This is a genomic window from Pseudomonas sp. H2_A10 (genome assembly GCF_054680085.1).
This window is the reverse complement of sequence record NZ_CP162821.1, coordinates 4,471,380-4,486,285: the sequence shown is the minus strand read 5'-3', so window position 1 is coordinate 4,486,285 and position 14,906 is coordinate 4,471,380. Positions and strand designations below refer to the sequence as shown.

The 14,906-nt window shown below is 63.5% G+C and carries 15 protein-coding genes; 13 read left to right on the top strand and 2 right to left on the bottom strand.

Annotated elements, in window-relative coordinates; all coding sequences use genetic code 11:
* Window positions 1-203: 203 nt before the first annotated feature.
* The 13 genes from AB4O23_RS20855 to AB4O23_RS20795 all read left to right on the top strand — a co-directional run bounded on the left by AB4O23_RS20855 (window position 204) and on the right by AB4O23_RS20795 (window position 12,413).
* On the top strand, window positions 204-797 hold the full coding sequence (locus AB4O23_RS20855; RefSeq protein WP_017530244.1) for a transposase: 594 nt from the start codon (window positions 204-206) through the stop codon (window positions 795-797).
* 56 nt (window positions 798-853) lie between these two features.
* Window positions 854-2,431 (top strand): ShlB/FhaC/HecB family hemolysin secretion/activation protein, encoded by a 1,578-nt coding sequence (locus AB4O23_RS20850; RefSeq protein ID WP_065877940.1) that lies wholly within the window; start codon window positions 854-856, stop codon window positions 2,429-2,431.
* 24 nt (window positions 2,432-2,455) lie between these two features.
* Window positions 2,456-4,255 (top strand): DUF2341 domain-containing protein, encoded by a 1,800-nt coding sequence (locus AB4O23_RS20845; protein ID WP_460060401.1) that lies wholly within the window; start codon window positions 2,456-2,458, stop codon window positions 4,253-4,255.
* Between the two features lie 11 nt (window positions 4,256-4,266).
* Entirely contained in the window at window positions 4,267-4,692 is a 426-nt protein-coding gene (locus AB4O23_RS20840) for an ExbD/TolR family protein (protein ID WP_010211136.1), read from the top strand.
* A 3-nt stretch (window positions 4,693-4,695) separates the two neighbouring features.
* Complete coding sequence (locus AB4O23_RS20835) at window positions 4,696-5,406, top strand: energy transducer TonB family protein (protein ID WP_460060399.1); 711 nt, start codon at window positions 4,696-4,698, stop codon at window positions 5,404-5,406.
* A gap of 54 nt (window positions 5,407-5,460) precedes the next feature.
* The gene (locus tag AB4O23_RS20830) at window positions 5,461-7,161 is read left to right on the top strand and encodes a putative porin (RefSeq protein WP_460060397.1); all 1,701 of its coding nucleotides are present in this window, start codon (window positions 5,461-5,463) and stop codon (window positions 7,159-7,161) included.
* Between the two features lie 18 nt (window positions 7,162-7,179).
* Window positions 7,180-7,806 (top strand): hypothetical protein, encoded by a 627-nt coding sequence (locus AB4O23_RS20825; RefSeq protein ID WP_017530249.1) that lies wholly within the window; start codon window positions 7,180-7,182, stop codon window positions 7,804-7,806.
* A gap of 20 nt (window positions 7,807-7,826) precedes the next feature.
* On the top strand, window positions 7,827-8,294 hold the full coding sequence (locus AB4O23_RS20820; protein ID WP_017530250.1) for a YbjN domain-containing protein: 468 nt from the start codon (window positions 7,827-7,829) through the stop codon (window positions 8,292-8,294).
* Window positions 8,291-9,232 (top strand): peptidylprolyl isomerase, encoded by a 942-nt coding sequence (locus tag AB4O23_RS20815; RefSeq protein ID WP_223496990.1) that lies wholly within the window; start codon window positions 8,291-8,293, stop codon window positions 9,230-9,232. Before AB4O23_RS20820 ends, AB4O23_RS20815 begins: the two co-directional genes overlap by 4 nt.
* Window positions 9,233-9,282: 50 nt before the next feature.
* The gene (locus AB4O23_RS20810; protein WP_065877909.1) at window positions 9,283-10,260 is read left to right on the top strand and encodes a LysR family transcriptional regulator; all 978 of its coding nucleotides are present in this window, start codon (window positions 9,283-9,285) and stop codon (window positions 10,258-10,260) included.
* A 66-nt stretch (window positions 10,261-10,326) separates the two neighbouring features.
* Entirely contained in the window at window positions 10,327-10,881 is a 555-nt protein-coding gene (locus AB4O23_RS20805; protein ID WP_017530253.1) for a histidine phosphatase family protein, read from the top strand.
* Window positions 10,882-10,926: 45 nt separating this feature from the next.
* A complete protein-coding gene (gene cobF / locus AB4O23_RS20800) occupies window positions 10,927-11,682 on the top strand; it encodes a precorrin-6A synthase (deacetylating) (protein ID WP_065877913.1) in 756 nt (251 codons plus the stop codon).
* 11 nt (window positions 11,683-11,693) lie between these two features.
* Window positions 11,694-12,413: an alpha/beta hydrolase gene (locus tag AB4O23_RS20795; RefSeq protein WP_460150239.1), complete on the top strand. Its 720-nt coding sequence runs from the start codon at window positions 11,694-11,696 to the stop codon at window positions 12,411-12,413.
* 54 nt (window positions 12,414-12,467) lie between these two features.
* Here the strand turns inward: AB4O23_RS20795 and AB4O23_RS20790 are convergent, their stop codons facing one another.
* Window positions 12,468-13,022, bottom strand: coding sequence for a DcrB/PsbP domain-containing protein (locus AB4O23_RS20790; RefSeq protein ID WP_223496988.1), 555 nt, complete (start codon window positions 13,020-13,022; stop codon window positions 12,468-12,470).
* A 73-nt stretch (window positions 13,023-13,095) separates the two neighbouring features.
* Window positions 13,096-14,904 (bottom strand): monovalent cation:proton antiporter-2 (CPA2) family protein, encoded by a 1,809-nt coding sequence (locus AB4O23_RS20785; protein WP_017530257.1) that lies wholly within the window; start codon window positions 14,902-14,904, stop codon window positions 13,096-13,098.
* Window positions 14,905-14,906: the final 2 nt, after the last annotated feature.

Sequence of the window (14,906 nt, the reverse complement as noted above, 5' to 3'; positions counted from 1 at the left end):
CACTGATCGCCCCGTTTTTTTGCACGGCGTTGTACCCAATCCAGCCCAAAAAATGCCCCCCTCCCAATTCCGAATGAACCTTTCATGACAAAAGTTCGGTAGCCCATGGCCACTCCCGTCTCTCCTGTGTAACGCGCTCAAGAACACCAGCACGGTGTTGTTCAAGGCGCCGGCTGTACGCCAGGAGTGGGGCAATGGGAACTATGGAACGTTATTCGAAAGTGGGCATGCAGGAGCTCGACCAGCGCCTGTCGAAGATCGTCGAAGCGGCGCGCAAGAAGCCGGTGTCGGTCTATCGCTATGGCGCGCCCTGGGTGTGGATCGTGTCCCAGGACGATTGGCAAGGTGCCTTGAAGGAAGTCTCCAGCTACATCCCCGCCGGCCATTCCCTGGTGTTGCTGCGCCCGCGGATCGACGAGGTGCTCGAACAGCACCGTGAGTGGCTGGTGGCCGAGCCCTCGATGTTGATCGCGCCGCAGACCGTGTTGCAGATATTGCTGCTGCAACTGCTGTACTCGGTGCCCAGCGAGCAGCAACTGCATGAGCAGCTCAATTACAACCTGTTGTTCCGCTGGTTCGTCGGCCTGGACCTGAACCACAAGGTCTGGAGCATTCACGTGCTGACCCGCGACATCGCCACGCTGCTGAGCAACCCGCGTGCGGTGCAACTCATCCAGAAAATCATCGGTGACGTGTTCTGTGGCGCCTTGCTGCACATGCCGGAGTTCTCGTTGAACTTCGCCTTGCTGCACACCTGGCTGGCACGTCACGGCAACACCTCGATCGCCAGCAATTGAGCCGGCCGAACGCCGTAGCAATGACGGCGCAAAAAATCAGCAAGTCAGGGGGCGGTGTGGAGCATCTGTTCAAATCAGCGCTGGCGCTGTGCTGCTTGACGCTTGGGGCCATGGCCCTGCCGGCGCAGGCGCAGGAGCCGGCACGCAGGGTCGACGTCAACGAGTACTTCGTGCGCGGCAATACCGTGCTCGATGCGGCAACCATCGAAGAGGCGGTGTACCCGTTCCTGGGGCCGCAAAAGACCCTCGACGATATCGAAGGCGCCCGCGATGCGCTGCAGAAGATCTACCAGGCGCGCGGCTACCAGTCGGTGTTTGTCGAGCTGCCGGAGCAGAAGGTCGATGACGGAATCGTCTACCTGCAGGTCAGTGAAACCAAGGTCGGCCGGGTGCGCGTGGTGGGCGCCAAACATTACTCGCCGGTGGAGATCCGCGAGCAAGTGCCGGGCCTGGAGGAGGGCGCCGTGCCGGACTTCGCCAGCGTGCAAACCCAGTTGGCCGGGCTCAACCGCAGTGCCGGGCGCCAGGTCACGCCGCTGGTGCGCGAAGGCCAGCGCCCCGGCACCATGGACGTGGATTTGCAGGTCGAAGACCAGAACCCCTGGCACGCCAGCCTTGGCCTGAACAACGACTACAGCGCCGACACCAAGGAACTGCGCTCGGTCGCAACCCTGGGCTACGACAACCTGTGGCAACTGGGCCACAGCATTTCCCTGACCTATTTCACCGCGCCCGAGGACACCTCGAACGCCAAGGTCTGGTCCGGCTCCTACAGCGCGCCGCTGGACGAGCGCTGGACCTTGCAGTTCTCCGGTTACCAGTCCGACAGCAACATCGCCACCATCGGCGGCAGCAACGTGTTGGGCAAGGGCCATTCCTATGGGGTGTCGGCGATCTACAGCCTGCCGGCCGCCGGTAACTGGGCCAATTCCTTCTCGTTCGGTATCGACTTCAAAGACTTCGACGAGCAGATGAAATTCGGGTCCAGCAGCGATCAGGTGCCGCTCAAATACGCGCCGTTCACCCTGGGCTACAACGGCTATCGCTACACCGAACAATCCCAATTGGGCCTGGGCCTGAACCTGATCGTCGGCACCCGCGCCTTCTTTGGCTATGGCAGCGACGCCGAAGAGTTCGACTACAAGCGCTACAAGGCCAGCGCCAGTTTCGCCGTGCTCAAGGGCGACCTCACCTACAGCTACACCTTCGCCAACGATTGGCAGTCGGCGTCCAAGGCCGGCTTCCAACTGGCCTCGGGGCCGCTGGTATCCAACGAACAGTACTCGGCCGGTGGCGCCACCTCGGTGCGCGGCTACCTGGCGGCGGAACGCACCGGCGATGAGGGCGTGCTGCTGTCCCAGGAGCTGCGCACGCCGTCCCTGGCCAAGCTTCTCGGCAGCTATGTGCAGGAGTGGCGTTTCTATGCGTTCGCCGAAGGCGCGCGCCTGCGCCTGCACGACCCGCTGCCCGAGCAAGAAGATGAATACAGCCTGGCCAGTGTCGGCCTGGGCACCCGCGCCAGTTTGAGCAAATGGTTATCCGGCAGCCTGGATTGGGGCTACCCGCTGCTCGATGGACCGAACACCCAGAAACAGGACTCGCGGCTGCACTTCAGTGTGCAGGCGACTTTCTGACTTTTTCTTCCGGAGACTTCACCCATGCAACGCCTATTTCTGAGCCTGTTGATCTGCCTGGGCTTCGCGCTCCCGGCCACCGCCCATGCCTGGTGGCAGGATGACTGGCACTACCGCAAGCAGATTTCGGTAGACACCACCGCCCAAGGCGCCGCGATCAGCCAGGCCCTGGGCCGCACTGCGCTGCTGGTGCGCCTGCACACCGGCAATTTCAGCTTTGACGGGGTCAAGGACGACGGCGCCGACCTACGTTTTGTCAGCGCCGATGACAAGACCGTGTTCAATCACCAGATCGAGAGCTTCGACCCGCTGATGGGCATGGCGCTGATCTGGGTGGATGTGCCCAAGGTCGAAGGCGGACAGCGCCAGGACCTGTGGATGTATTACGGCAACCAGAAGGCACCGGCCACCGCCAACGGCCAGCTGACCTTCGACCCCAATTACACCGCGCTGTACCACTTTGACGGTGCCAATGCGACGCCGCCACGCGATACCACGGCTTACGCCAACACCGCGCTGAATGCCGCCGGCACAAGCATCGACGGCGTAATCGGCCGCGCCTTGCAGTTCGCCGGTGAGCCGCTGCTGTTGCCGGCCAGCCCGTCGCTGCAACACGCCGCCGGCGGCGCGTTCACCTTCAGTGCCTGGCTGCGCCTGGACCAGGCCAGTGGCGAGCAGATCGTTCTGGCGCGTCGCGATGGCGCCCATAGCCTGTTGCTGGGGCTGAACCAGGGCATGCCGTTTATCGAGATCGACGGCCAGCGCGCCGTATCGACCCAACCGCTGAACCCCGGCCAATGGCAGCACCTGGCGTTTACCGCTGAAGGTGAAAAAGTCGCGTTGTATGTCAACGGCCGCGAAACCGCCAACCTTGGCGTGGCAATGCCGGCGTTCAATTCGCAACTGGCCGTGGGCGCCGACCTGCCCCAAGCGAGCAGCACACACCAGCCATTCGCCGGGGCCATGGATGAGTTGCGCTTGTCCAAAGTGGCCCGCCCGGCCGCGTTGTTGCTGGCCGACGCAAATGCTCAGGGCGCCGAGTCGAAACTGGTGGCTTATGGGGTGGATGAGGAACAGTCGGGCATGGGCTTCGGCAGCCTGGGCTTTTTGCTCAACGCCGTGCCGGTGGATGCTTGGGTGATCATCCTGGTGCTGGTGGCAATGATGGTGCAGTCGTGGTTCATCATGCTGCGCAAGAACCGCCAGGTCAGCCGCGTGAGCGCTGCCAACGAGGTGTTCCGCGAGCATTTCGCCCAGATCGGCACGCGCCTGGAGATGTACGCCGATGACGCCCAGTTGGGTGAGCGCCTGGCGCATTCCTCGCTGTGGCGCCTGTACCTGGTGGCCGTCAAGGAGATTCGCACCCGCCGCGCCCAGGGCGCCGATACCTCGTCGGTGTCGGCGGCGACTATCGAAGCCATCCGCTGCTCCATGGACGGCGTGCGCACCCGCGAAAACCAGGCGCTCAGCGCCAAACTCTCGACCCTGTCCAACGCCATCGCCGGTGGCCCGTACATCGGCCTGCTCGGCACTGTGCTGGGGATTATGGTGGTGTTCCTCGGCACGGCCATGGCCGGTGACGTGAACATCAACGCCATTGCCCCCGGTATGGCCGCCGCGTTGCTGGCCACGGCCATGGGCCTGTTCGTCGCGATCCCCGCGCTGTTTGGCTACAACCGCCTGATCACGCGCAACAAGGAAGTGAGCGCCGACATGCGCGTGTTTGTCGATGAGTTCATCACTCGCCTGGCGGAGATGCACGGCGAGAGCCAGCACAGTGAAGCGGCGCACCGCCGCGAGCATCACGCGTCGGTTCCGGCCTGAGGAGAATTGCCATGGCTAGCGTAAATGCCTCCCACGACGATGACGATGATGCCGCCGTCGACAGCATCAACATCACGCCCCTGGTGGACGTGCTGATGGTGGTGCTGGTGATGTTTATCCTCACCGCCACCGCCCAGGTCTCGGGTATCCAGATCCACTTGCCCAAGGCCAGCGCCTCGGTGTCGTTGTCAGAGGCCAAGACCAAGGCCATCTCCGTCAATGACGGCGGCCAGGTGTTCCTCGACGCTTACCCGGTGACCCTCGGCGAGCTGGAAGAGCGCCTGCGTATCGAGAAAGCGCTGAACCCGGACTTCCCGGTGATCGTGCGCGGCGATGCCATGGTGCAGTACCAGAAGGTCATTGAAGTGCTCGACTTGTTGCGCCGGCTGGAGCTGTCCCAGGTCGGGCTGGTTACCGGCAAACCGAGCCAGGGCTGAGTCATGACCGCACAGATCCCGATCAGGCCGTTACCGGTCAAGAACACGCCGCCGTTGCGCCCGCTGAAGTGGGGCGCCGGCCTGTTGCTGGGGGCCGTGGCGGCCTGGCTGTTGTGGCAGTGGGCCAATGACATGAGTGGCGTACGCCGCGAAGCGCCGAAGGTGCCGACGATTATCCCGTTGCCGCCACCGCCACCGCCACCGCCGCCGCCGGAAAAACCCAAGGAGCCCGAGCCCCAGGTGGAAGAAAAAATCCCGGAGCCGGTGCCTACCCCAGCGCCGGAAGAGGTCAAGCCGGCCGAGGAAGCGCCGCCGTCACCGGCCGATGACCTGGCCAACCCGATGCAGATCGATGGCGATGCGCAGTCGGGCAACGATGGTTTCAACATTGGCGCGGGCAAGGGCGGCGGCATGGCCGGTTCCGGCGGCGGTGGCCTTGGCGCCGGCACGTACAAGCAATACCTGGCCGGGGTGTTTCAACGCCTGCTGCGTGAAGACCCGGAATTGCGCAAGAAGGCTTACACGGTGCAGGCGGACTTGTGGCTCAACGCTGAAGGCCAGGTGATCCGCGCCGAGTTGGCCAAGTCCAGCGGCGATGCCCAAACCGATGCCCAGGTGTTGGCGGCCTTGCGCGCGCCCCATGCCACGCAACGGGTGCCGGCTTCGGTAACGCTGCCGGTACGCCTGTCCCTCAAGGGCCGGCGCCCGGATTGATCGAGCACTCTTCAACTGCATTTCTCAACGGTTTTTTACAGGAGTTGCGTACACATGATTTCCCCCGTGAATCGACTGACCCTGGCGGTTGGCATGGTCATCGCGACCCTGGTCGGACAGGCGGCGGCAGCCCCGGTCGCCCCCTCGGAAAACGTCACCATCAACCTGATCCGCCTGCTGGTGCAGCAGGGTGTATTGACCCAGGACACCGCCAACGGGCTGATCGCCCAGGCCGAAAATGAGGCCCGGCAGGCACGCCAGGCCAATGCGGCGCCGACGGTTGCCAGCGGCCCCGCCGCAGCCCCTGGCGACGTGCGCGTGCAGTACGTGCCGCAAGCGGTACGCGATCAGATCCGTGACCAGGTGAAGGCTGAAGTCATGGCGACCGCCAAGCAGGAAAACTGGGCCCAGCCCAATACGTTTCCGGACTGGATCTCGCGCATCAGTTTTGATGGCGATATCCGTTTGCGTGACGAGTCGCGCTATTTCTCGGGCCGCAACGACAACACCATCACCGACTACGCCAAGCTCAACGACACCGGCCCGTACGACGTCAACAAAAACTCCAACACCCGGTTCCCGCCCTTGCTCAACACCCGCGAGGACCGCGAAAACCTGTTCCGCCTGCGCGCGCGCCTGGGCATGAAAGCGGTGATTTCGCCGGAATGGACCGCCGGCATCCGCATCGCCACCGGCTCGGACAATAACCCGGTGTCCACCACCCAGACCCTGGGCGGCGGCTTCGGCAAAAAAGACATCTGGCTCGACCAGGGTTACTTGAGCTGGAAAACCACCGACGCCATGACCCTGACCGCCGGGCGCATCGGCAACCCGTTTTATTCCACCGACATGATGTATTCCAACGACCTCAACTTCGACGGTGTGGCGGCGATCTTCAACCACAGCCTCAACAGCGAATGGGGCCTGTTCGGGACCCTGGGCGCGTTCCCGGTCGAATACACCTCCGACACCGCCAGCAGCAATGGGATCGACAAGGAAGACAGCCAGACCAAATGGCTGTTTGGCGGGCAGATCGGCGCAGACTGGAAGATCAACCGCAGCAACCGCCTCAAGCTCGCCGCCGCTTATTACCAGTTCCAGGACATCGAAGGCGAGCGCTCCAGCCCGTGCTCCACATGGCAGGGGGCGGCGGGCTGCGACACCGACGGCACGCGTGTGGCGTTTATGCAAAAAGGCAACACGGTATTCAACCTGCGCAACAACACCACCAACCCGACGGACCCGGCCAAAACGCCGGACCCGCAGTTCGTCGGCCTGGCGTCGAAGTTCGATGTGCTGGACCTCAACCTGGTTTGGGACAGCGAACTGCCGAGCGACTTCAAGCTGCGCACCCAGGGCAACTTCATCCACAACCTGGCCTACGACAAGGGCGAAATGCTCAAGCGCAGCGAAGGCGAGATCGTCAACAACATCAACAGCAACGGCCAGTTTGAAAGTGGCGGCAATGCCTTGATGGTCTCGTTCACCCTTGGCAGCGCGTTGGAAATGCGCAAGCGCGGCGACTGGAACGTGTTGGCCGGCTACAAGTACATCCAGCCCGACGCCTTGCCCGATGGCTTCAACGATTCCTCGTTTCACTTGGGCGGCACCAACGCCAAGGGTTACTTCATCGGCGCCAACTACGGCATCGACAAGAACATCTACGCCAGTGCGCGTTGGTTGAGCGCGTCCGAAGTGTATGGCCAGCCGTTCGAAGTCGATGTGATGCAACTGGAACTCAACACGCGCTTCTGACGCGCAGGGAGATGCCACATGAACATTCGAATAGGCGGGCTGTTGTTGCTGCTGGTCGCCACTGGCGCCTCGGCCGAAGGCATGGAAGAGCGCCTGCGCACCCAACTGCGCAGCACCACCCAGCAGTTGCAGGCGCTGCAAAGTGAACAGGCCCAGGCCAGTGCCGCGCGCCTGGCCGCCGAAACCCAGGCCAGGCAGGCCCAGGCGCAGATCAAGCAATTGACGGCCGAGCTGGAAAAGACCCGTGGCGTGGCCGAGCAACTGGCCGGCCAGCAGCAGAGCCTGCACAGTCAGGCGCAAGCGCAGGTGAATGCGAGCAACGAGCAGATCGGCAAGTTCAAGAAGGCCTACGACGAATTGCTGGTGCTGGCCAAGGGCAAGGAGGCTGAGCGTGCCAGCCTCCAGGCCAGGTTGGCTGAACGTGACACACAAGTGCAGCAATGTTCAGTCAAGAATCAACAGATGTACGGCGTGGCCCAGCAGTTGCTCGCGGCCTACGAAAAAATCGATGTGGCGCAGGTGATGAGTATCCGCCAGCCCTTCGCCAGCAGCACGCGGGTCAAGTTCGAAGAACTGGCCCAGGGCTTTGGCGACGATCTGTACAAGAGCCGTTTTGATGCGCCCCAGGCGGGCGTTACCCATTGATCGACAAGGAAGCACAGAGCATGAGCGAATTGATCACCAGCGTCAGCGTCCAGAGCCTTACCGAGCTGTTGCAGGAAGCCGGTTATCGGGTCAACCAGAGCGAACAGAACGGCATCGTGCAGTTGCTCAGCGCCAGCCAGGGCATCGGTTTTGCGGTGCGCTTCGGTAACCCGGCGACGGAGCAGGGCGCGTACGTAGACTTCACCTACAGCTGCGCGCTGCGGGTACAGGGCGAGTTGCCCGAGGGCCTGGCCCCGGTGTGGAATGCCTCGCGCCGCTTTGCACGGTTGTCGGTGCAGGGCGAATTCTTGCTGATGGAAATGGACGTGGTGGTGGCCGGTGTCGGCGCCACGCACTTGCGCAGCCAACTGGAACTGTGGGATCGCCTGCTGCAGGAATTTATCGTTTACCTGCGTGAGTACAGCCAGCACGCGGCGCAGTTGCAGGCCCAGCCTGCGGCGGTCGCTGAAGAGGCCTCGGCACTGTGAAGAAGCCAACCCTGATGGTCGGCGCGGGTGCGCTGGCCCTGTTGGTGGTGGCGGTGGGCTTGAGCCTGCGCCCGGGCAGCGACCCGGTGGCGGCGCAACAACCGGCGCCCTCGACCAGCCCCGTACCTGGCGTGCCGGCGGTGGCACGCCTGGGCAACCAGCAGATCGACCTGCCGGAACTCAACAGCGTACTGGCCAGCCTGCCGGCCGAAACCCGCGAGCAACTGCGCGGCAACCGTGGCGCCCTGGAAACCTGGATTCGCTCGCGGCTCGCGCAAAAAGCCGTACTCGAACAGGCCGATGCCCAGGGCTGGCGCCAGCGCCCGGAGGTGGAGCAACAGACCCGCGCGGCGACTGAGCAGATCGTGTTTCGCGATTACATGCTGTCGGTCAGCCAGGTCCCGGCCGATTACCCCAGCGCCGCCGAGTTGCAACAGGCGTATGACAGCGGCAAAGCCCAGTGGGTGACGCCGCCGTTGTACCGGGTGAGCCAGATTTTCCTCGCGGTGAGTGACCCGCAAGCCCTCGACGCGGTACGCCGTCAGGCCCAGGAACTGAGCCGCAAGGCCCAGGCCGCACCGGGGGATTTTGCCGCGCTGGCCACGCAATTCTCCCAGGACCCGGACAGCGCCGCGCGCGGTGGCGATTCCGGTTTGCAGCCGTTGCAGCAACTGGTGCCGCCAGTGCGCGAGGCGGTGGCGCGACTCAAGGTCGGCGCAGTCTCGGAGGCGGTGCAGAGCCCGGCCGGGTTTCACGTGCTCAAGTTGATCGCCCAGCAACCGGCACGCACCGCGACCCTCGACGAACTGCGCGAGCGCCTCACCGAGGCGCTGCGTGCCCAGCGCCAGGAACAGATCGCCAAGGCTTACCTCGAAGGCATGCTCAACACCGCGACCTTGAGTATCGACGGCGCCCAATTGAGTAAGGTGCTGGAGTAGACGCCGCACCCCGCATTGGATGCACACGCCCATCAGACAAGGAGTCTCCCATGGCATTACTGGAACCGTCCGGCCCTCAGGGGCCCGCAGCCTATCGCGCAGCGGTCGAGCCACGCGGCCATTGGCTGGCGCTGGCGCATCAGATCGACCCGGAGGTGGCGCGCTACTTTCTGGTGAGCGCGCGTTGCGGCTGCTTTATGCAGGCGGCGCGCAGCCTGAACATCAAGGCGACCTTGCTGCGCAAACGCCTGGCGCAACTGGAGGAACACCTGCGCCACTCGCTGTTCACCTACCAGGGTAACGGCTTGGTGCTCAGTCGCGACGGCTTGCAATTGCAGGCGCAACTGGTCGCCCTGGCCCATCAACGACGCCTGCCGGTGGTAGAGCAACCGTTGATTCGCCTGGCGGTGGCCGAACCGATCCTGCACGACATCCTCGGTCGCGACCTGATCGCCTTGCTGCGCCGCAATGCCAGCGTGCGCCTGGAGATCATCGCCATCGACAGCCAACAGTCCCTGCAAGCGGTGGAGGTGGACGTGGTGCTGTGGTTGTCGGACACCGACGGCCCGATGCCTGGCCCAAGCTTCGCCATCGAACCGCCGCGATCGCTTGCGCGGTTGCAGTATTTGCCGCACATCGCCAAGCGCTATTCGCGCCTGACCACGCGGCCGGACAGCGTCGAGGACCTTGATGACTACATGCTGGTGCAATGGCAGCCCGACGCACAGGTCGACGCCTTGCAGCCGTGGAACCAAGTGGTGCAACGGCGCCTGGCCGCGGTGGTGCAGGTGCATGCCTATTCGCTGATGTTGGAGATGATCCGCTGCGGCGCCTGCATCGGTTTGCTGCCGCACTATATGAGCAGCTTCGACCGGGGGCTGGTGGCGTTGCCGGGGTTGTTGGCCGATAGCATGCAGCGCCAGGTGTGGCTGGCGGTGAACGTGCAGGTGCGCGATGCCGAGGCGGTGCGGGTGATTGTGGAACTGATCGTCGGCACATTCGAGGGGCGGCGGGAGTGGTTTGATTAGCGTTGCGCAACAGCGTTATCTGCGCCAGTCTTGGTGGTCTCGTCCGTTGTGTTGGAGCGAACTGCGATGCAGGGCACCCGTTTGACCCTTATCTGCCATGCCGTCACCCCTTTTCAAAAACAGGGGCGTTTTGCCGCTGACGAGTCGGTGGTGATGGATTGGCGCAATGCGAGCTTATCCCTGGCGGGTCGTTATAAGAAAAACCCGCGCTTGCTGTGTGGGCCGGAAGCGCGCACCCGGCAGACCGCAGGTCTGTTCGGTCGCGACCCGAAGGTCGAAAAAGCCCTGCGTGATGGCGACTGGGGGCGTTGGGCGGGGCAGGACGTCAACGCAGTAGATCGCCACGAATTGATGGAGTGGCTGACCGACAACGCCAGCGCGCCCCACGGCGGCGAGTCGGTCGACAAGGTCTGCGCGCGGGTAGGGCGATGGATGAAGTCGCTCGAACACCACCCCGGCCATGTGGTGGCCGTGACCCATCCCTTGGTGATCCGTGCCGCAATGCTGTACGTCATGCAGTTTCCGATCTCGATGTTCTACCTGATCGACGTCGAACCGCTGTCCGCCACCGAGCTGCGCTTCAACGACGTGTGGCGCCTGCGCCTGGAAGCTCACGCCTGAGTGGGCAAACATGGCAACATTCACGTCCCGCAATGAGAGCAACCCATGAAACGCATCCTGATCATCGGCATTGGCGCCGGCAACCCTGACTACATCACGATGCAGGCCGTGAAGGCGCTGAACCGCACCGACGTGTTTTTCCTGATGGACAAGGGCCAGAGCAAAGACAAGTTGCTCGACCTGCGCCGCGAGATCTGCGACACCTATATCACCGAGCCCGGCTACCGTTTTGTCGAGGCCGATTGCCCCGAGCGCGTGCGCGGCGAGATCGACTACACCACCGCCGTGCAGGACCTCAACCGCGATAAGCAAGCCACCTTCGAGCGCATGATCAACGAGCACATGGCGGACGGTGAGGTGGGCGCCTTCCTGGCCTGGGGCGACCCGGCGCTGTACGACAGCACGATCCGCATCCTGCAGGCGATCCTGGCCAGTGGTCGTTGTGCCTTTGAATTCGAGGTGATCCCCGGCATCACCAGCGTGCAGGCCCTGGCCGCCCGGCATAAGGTGGCCTTGAACCGCATCGGCAAGTCCGTCGAGATCACCACCGGTCGACGCCTGGCGGCGGGGCAGGCCAGTGATGCCGATACCTTGGTGGTGATGCTCGACGCCGAAGACTCCTACCGCACCGTGGCCGACCAGGACATGGATATTTACTGGGGCGCCTACCTGGGCACGCCGGATGAAATCCTGGTCAGCGGCAAGGTCGGCGAGGTAGCTGACGAAATTCATCGGGTGCGCAAGGCGGCGCGCCTGGCCAATGGCTGGATCATGGACACTTATTTATTGCGCAAACCCTGAGGTAGCGTCCCATGTTCAAACCCATTGCCCTCGCCCTGGCCCTGATGGCCGGCGTTGCCCACGCTGATGCCAGGTTGCACACCGATTTGCCGCTCGCGTACCTGGAACAGACCCAAAGCGACGCGCGCAACGAGCCGCTGGTGATTTTTTTGCACGGGTTCGGCAGCGATGAGCAAGACCTGTTCGGCATCAAGGACGCATTGCCTTCCACCTGGACTTACTTGTCGGTGCGTGCGCCGACGCCGGTGCAACCGAACGGCTTTCGCTGGTTCACCAAGACGCCGGGCGACGGCGAATACGATGGGGTAACGGCTGATCTGCAGAGCAGCGCCAAGCTGATCAAGGATTTTGTCGGCAAGGCCACCGCCAAGTACCACACCCAGCCCGACCGGGTGTTCCTGGTGGGGTTCAGCCAGGGCGCGATCATGTCTTACGAGGTGGCCTTGCGTGACCCACCGTTGGTGCGCGGTATTGCGGCGCTCAGCGGCAGCGTGCTGCCGGTGCTCAGGACCGAGCTCAAGCCGGACGAGCGCTTGGGCAAACTGGCGATCTTTATTGGCCACGGCACCCTGGACCAGGCGCTGCCGTATGACTCGGCGACGCGGGCGAATGAGGTGTTGGTGGGGTTGGGGCTCAACCCCGAGTTTCATGGCTACCCGGGGATGAACCACACCATCAGTGAGGCGGAAGTGCAGGACCTGAAGGCCTGGCTGGAAAAAAGCCTGAAATAAAGGGGGGCAAACCTGTGGCCCCCACATTGGCTATTCACTGTTGGGGCGATCGGGTTACTTATTGCCGGTGATTTGTTTCACCAGCGCCGCATGCCCCTTGGCATCATCGGCCCGCGAGATTGCCTGGATCACCACCAGTTGGTTGCCCGAACCACCGAGAAACGTGGAGTTCAGGGTTTTGCCGCCACCCTGGGTGGCGGTGCTGTCCACCTGGCGCAGGCCGAGGCCCTTGACGGTGAGTTTTTTCTCGGCCTGTTTTTTGAAGTCGGGCAGGGCGGCGCTCTGGTCCTTGACGAAACCGGCCACCGCGCCATCGAGGAACTGCGCGTCGTTGTCGCCGATCTTGACCCCGTCTTTACGCACGGTTTCGGCGACGATCACTACACTTTTTGTGGTCTGGCTGGCGTACATCGTGCCCTGGGTGTCGGCGGTGCCATCCTCGGCCTTGCCGGCCGGCAGGGTGTCGGCGGTGTAGGCCTTGGGCAGAGTGAACGTGAACTTGCCGCCCAGGGTGGAGACGGTCTGGGTGGTCGGTTTGGCGGCGGCGAACACGCTGCCGGCGGTTAGCGCAAGGGCCAGCAGGGCAGCGGTCTTGGTGAAGGTGGCCATGAAGCGCTCCAAGGGATGAACGAGATTGCGGAGCATTCTGTCAGAAAATTCGCAATATCGTTCATCCGCAGCGTCACACCTTGTCGGACTCTTCCTCAAGTCTGTCCATTTCAAATAGCCGCGCCAGTTCCGCACGGGCTTCCTGGGCGGTTTGCATGACTTTGGCCGCGTCGTCGTACACCGCGTGCTGGGCGGCGAGTACTTGCAGGTCGTGGTTCTTGAAGCGGTTGATGCGTGCATCGGCCTGGGCCTGGCTCAACCCCAGGCCCACCAGGGTGCGGCGGCTCATTTCCAGGCTGGAGTAGAAGGTTTCGCGAACCGGCGAGGCGTCCAGGTCCACCAGGCGGTGTACGTGCTGGCGGTTACGGGCGCGGGCGATGATCTTCATGTGCGGGTAGAGGTTGCGCACCAGTTCCGCGGTCTTGATGTTGATCTCCGGGTCGTCCATGGCGATCACAAAGAACTCGGCCTGGTCGACCTTGGCCGCGTGCAGGATCTCGGGGCGTTGCGGGTCACCGTAAAACACCGGCATGCCGCCGAAGCTGCGGGTCAACTCGATGGTTTCCACCGAGGTATCGAGGGCGATGAACGAGATGTTCTGGGCGCGCAGGATCCGCGCGACGATCTGGCCCATGCGGCCCATGCCGGCGATCACCACGCGCGGCGCGTCGCTTTCGATGGCGCGATATTCCTCGGGCACTTCCACTGCTTTGACCTTGGGCTTGAACAACTTCGGGCACACCAGCAACAGCAGCGGCGTGACCGCCATGGACAGGGTAATGGTCAGCACGAGGATGTCGTAGAGGTGGGGTTCGAACAGGCCCTGGTCACGGCCGATCTTGAACACGACAAAGGCGAACTCACCGCCGGCGGCCAGCACTACGCCAAGGCGCAGGGCGCTTTCGCGGTTGAGGTCGCCCACCAGCCGGCCCACGGCATAGAGCAGCGGCAGCTTGAGGCCGATCAGCAGCAGGGTCAGGCCGATCACCACCAGCGGTGAACTGATCAGCAGGCTGAGGTTGGCGCCCATGCCCACACTGATAAAGAACAGCCCCAACAGCAGGCCCTTGAACGGTTCGATCTGGGATTCCAGTTCATGGCGGTACTCCGAATCCGCCAGCAGCAGGCCGGCAAGGAAGGCGCCGAGGGCCATGGACACTCCCACCAGCTCCATCAGCCAGGCCGTCCCGATCACCACCAGCAAGGCGGTGGCCGTGGACACTTCCCGCAGCCCGGTCTTGGCGACGATGCGAAACACCGGGCGCAGCAGATAACGCCCGCCGATGATCACCACGGCGATGCTGCCGAGGATCTGTAGCACGTGCTGCACGCCTTCGGCTTCGGTGGTGGGGTGATCACTGCCGGCCAGCAGCGGCACCATGGCGATCAGCGGGATCGCGGCGATGTCCTGAAACAGCAGAATCGCAAAGGCCAGCCGGCCGTGGGGCTGGTTCAGCTCCTTGCGCTCGGCCAGGCTTTGCAGGCCAAACGCCGTGGACGACAGCGCCAGGCCCAGGCCCAGCACGATGGCACTGTTCCAGGCCTGGCCAAATACCCAAAGCGCCACCGCACCCATCACTACCCCGGTCAACAGCACCTGGGCCAGGCCGACACCGAACACCGCCTTGCGCATCACCCATAAACGCTTGGGCGACAGCTCCAGGCCGATGATGAACAGCAGCAACACCACCCCCAGCTCAGAGAACTGCGCGACACTTTGCGGGTTGCCGATCAGGCCCAGTACCGAGGGGCCGATGATCACACCGGCGAACAGATAACCGAGCACCGCGCCCAGTTGCAGGCGCTTGGCCAGCGGCACGGTGAGCACAGCGGCGAGCAGGAACACCACCGCTGCTTGTAACAGGTTGCCTTCATGGGGCATTG